Below are 2038 nucleotides of genomic sequence, written 5' to 3'. Positions count from 1 at the left end.
CCCACCGACGCCTGCCATGCGAACCGCTGCAGGTCGGTGTAGTACGGCCGCACGATCTCGAGCTCCATGCGCTGCCCGAACGTGTTGCGACGACCCACGAGGTGCAACTCATTGCGTCCACCACCAAACTGGTAGTCGCTGAATTCCACGCCCAGCACGTCGTTGTATGCGAGTCCGTCGCGCCATTCCACCGCAGCAAGCGTGGCGGAGCCGTTCAGATTGGCATCACCCAGGCGGATGCCCCGGAACTGCGGCGAGCTCGCGCGCACGCGCGGCTCCACGATCAGACTGAAATCGTCTCGTGTTTCCACCTCGAGACGCACACCGCCCTTTTCGTCGTCGTATGCCCGGATGCGCGCATCCACCAGGAACGGCTGCGCACGCAGGATGCGCTCCGACTCGGCGCGTTTGATCTGGTTGCACTGATCCCCAACTTTGAACAGCAGGAAACGTCGGATCACTTCATCACGCGTTTCCATGTGCAGTGTGCGGGCGAGCGCGCGCCCCCACTCAAGCTGCGGAGGCAAGCGATCCTTGAACGGCGGCTGTGCCAACACGACGATGTCGCTGATGGGCTGTCCCGAACACCCTGTCACCGCCAATCGGCCCTGGCTCGTTGTCGGGCGCGCACGCGAAGAGTCCGGACGCATGTTCTGCGCGGCTGCACTCTTGGCCGCGAACGCAGCGCAGAGCGTAGCACACAGCGTGGGGCGCGACGCGGACGACAGGCGGGCGCACAGGGTGCGCGACAAGCGCCGGATCACTTCCCCATGCGCCGCTTCAGGTCGGCCAGACGGGATTCGGCGTCCGCTTCTTTTTCGGCACGGGTACGTCGGACCGGACCGCCCCCGGGCGCGCCGGTGTGCCCGCGACCGGCGTCGGTTCCTGATGACAGGCCCTCGTCAAAGAGTTCGTCGAGTTCCCGTGCTGCAGCCGCTTCCGGTGATGCTGAGGGATCCTGCGCCGGCAGGCCGGACATCAGTCGTCGCAACTCGACGCTCATCGCCTCGTACTCGCGCTCCGTTACCGTCAGCTCCTGCTGCTGCGCCATCAGCTTGGTCTCGAGCATCGCCACCCGCTCAGCGTGCTGCGCAGCAAACCGTTCCGCAATGGCCACTGTCTCCGCATCATCGATCTCGGCCGCGTAGCCCATACGGCGTCGCACCGTCTCGAGTTCGGTGCGTTCCACCTGCAACCGCGCCTCGGTGGCGGCCACCGCAGCGGCCAGGTCCTTGAGACCCAGCTTGGCGTGCACAAGCGCCTCGCGCATGCCGTGGGTGGCGCGGCGGCGCTCATCGGGGTTGAGGCGGGTTGAGAACGCGCCCAGCGCGTCGCGAAGCTCGTCAAGCATGAGTGGGAAACTATGAGGGACGACGCGGGGCGGGAACGCCACGGGACGCTCTGCTGCCGAAACAGCACCGCCGACGCCCCCGGGCTGTTATTATCGGACCAGTCAACCCCGTCCCGGGTTTCTCCGGGGCACCTTAGTCCCCGTAACTGGTCCCGTGCTCTACCTCGCCATCCCCGCGTACAACGAGGTTGCCACCATCGGCGTGTTGCTGTGGCGGCTCCGCACGGTCCTCGCCGAGTTCCCCCGCGAGTACGAAGTCGTCGTTTACGACGACGCCAGCACGGACGAAACGGCAACGGTCGCCGAGCAGTACGAGCGCGCCATGCCGGTTCGTGTCCTGCGCGGGACACAGCGTCTGGGGTATGCAGGCGCCACAGAGGCGCTGCTCCGTCACATCGCCAACGCCACGCGATACCCGCGACGCGACGCGGTGTTGCTGATGCAGGGTGACTTCACCGACCCGCCGGTCCTGGTGCCGGAGTTTGCACGGCGTTTCGAGGGCGGGGCTGACCTCGTGGTGGGCGAACGCACGGTGGTCGCCGACGCGCCCGTGCCGGTGCGCCGCCTGTTCCGTGCCGCCCATTGGGCCATGCGGCCGTTTGTGCGGGTGGACGACGTGCGCGACCTGACGGCGTCCATGCGCCTCGTGCGCATCGCCGCCCTCCGTGACGCCCTGCGGGCAGCGGG

3 protein-coding genes are annotated in these 2038 nt (G+C 67.3%); 1 reads left to right on the top strand and 2 read right to left on the bottom strand.

Going from position 1 to position 2038, the window contains the following annotated elements; all coding sequences use genetic code 11:
- On the bottom strand, nt 1-752 hold a 752-nt coding region (locus VGE27_RS16870; protein ID WP_331050845.1), incomplete at its 3' end, for a hypothetical protein.
- Nucleotides 753-760: 8 nt separating this feature from the next.
- The gene (locus tag VGE27_RS16865) at nt 761-1351 is read right to left on the bottom strand and encodes a hypothetical protein (RefSeq protein WP_331050844.1); all 591 of its coding nucleotides are present in this window, start codon (nt 1349-1351) and stop codon (nt 761-763) included.
- A gap of 154 nt (nt 1352-1505) precedes the next feature.
- On the opposite strand from VGE27_RS16865, the gene VGE27_RS16860 reads away from it, so the two are divergent.
- The coding region (locus VGE27_RS16860; RefSeq protein ID WP_331050843.1) for a glycosyltransferase family 2 protein at nt 1506-2038 on the top strand (533 nt) is incomplete at its 3' end.

The sequence above is a fragment of the Gemmatimonas sp. genome, from assembly GCF_036405635.1.
GTDB lineage: Bacteria > Gemmatimonadota > Gemmatimonadetes > Gemmatimonadales > Gemmatimonadaceae > Gemmatimonas.
Note: the sequence above shows the minus strand (reverse complement) of the source record. Positions and strands in the feature narration are given on the sequence as shown.

Coding starts and splice junctions, on each gene's coding strand:
- VGE27_RS16865 (WP_331050844.1), bottom strand. CDS start 1,351: ATGCTTGACGAGCTTCGCGACGCGCTGGGCGCGTTCTCAACCCGCCTC.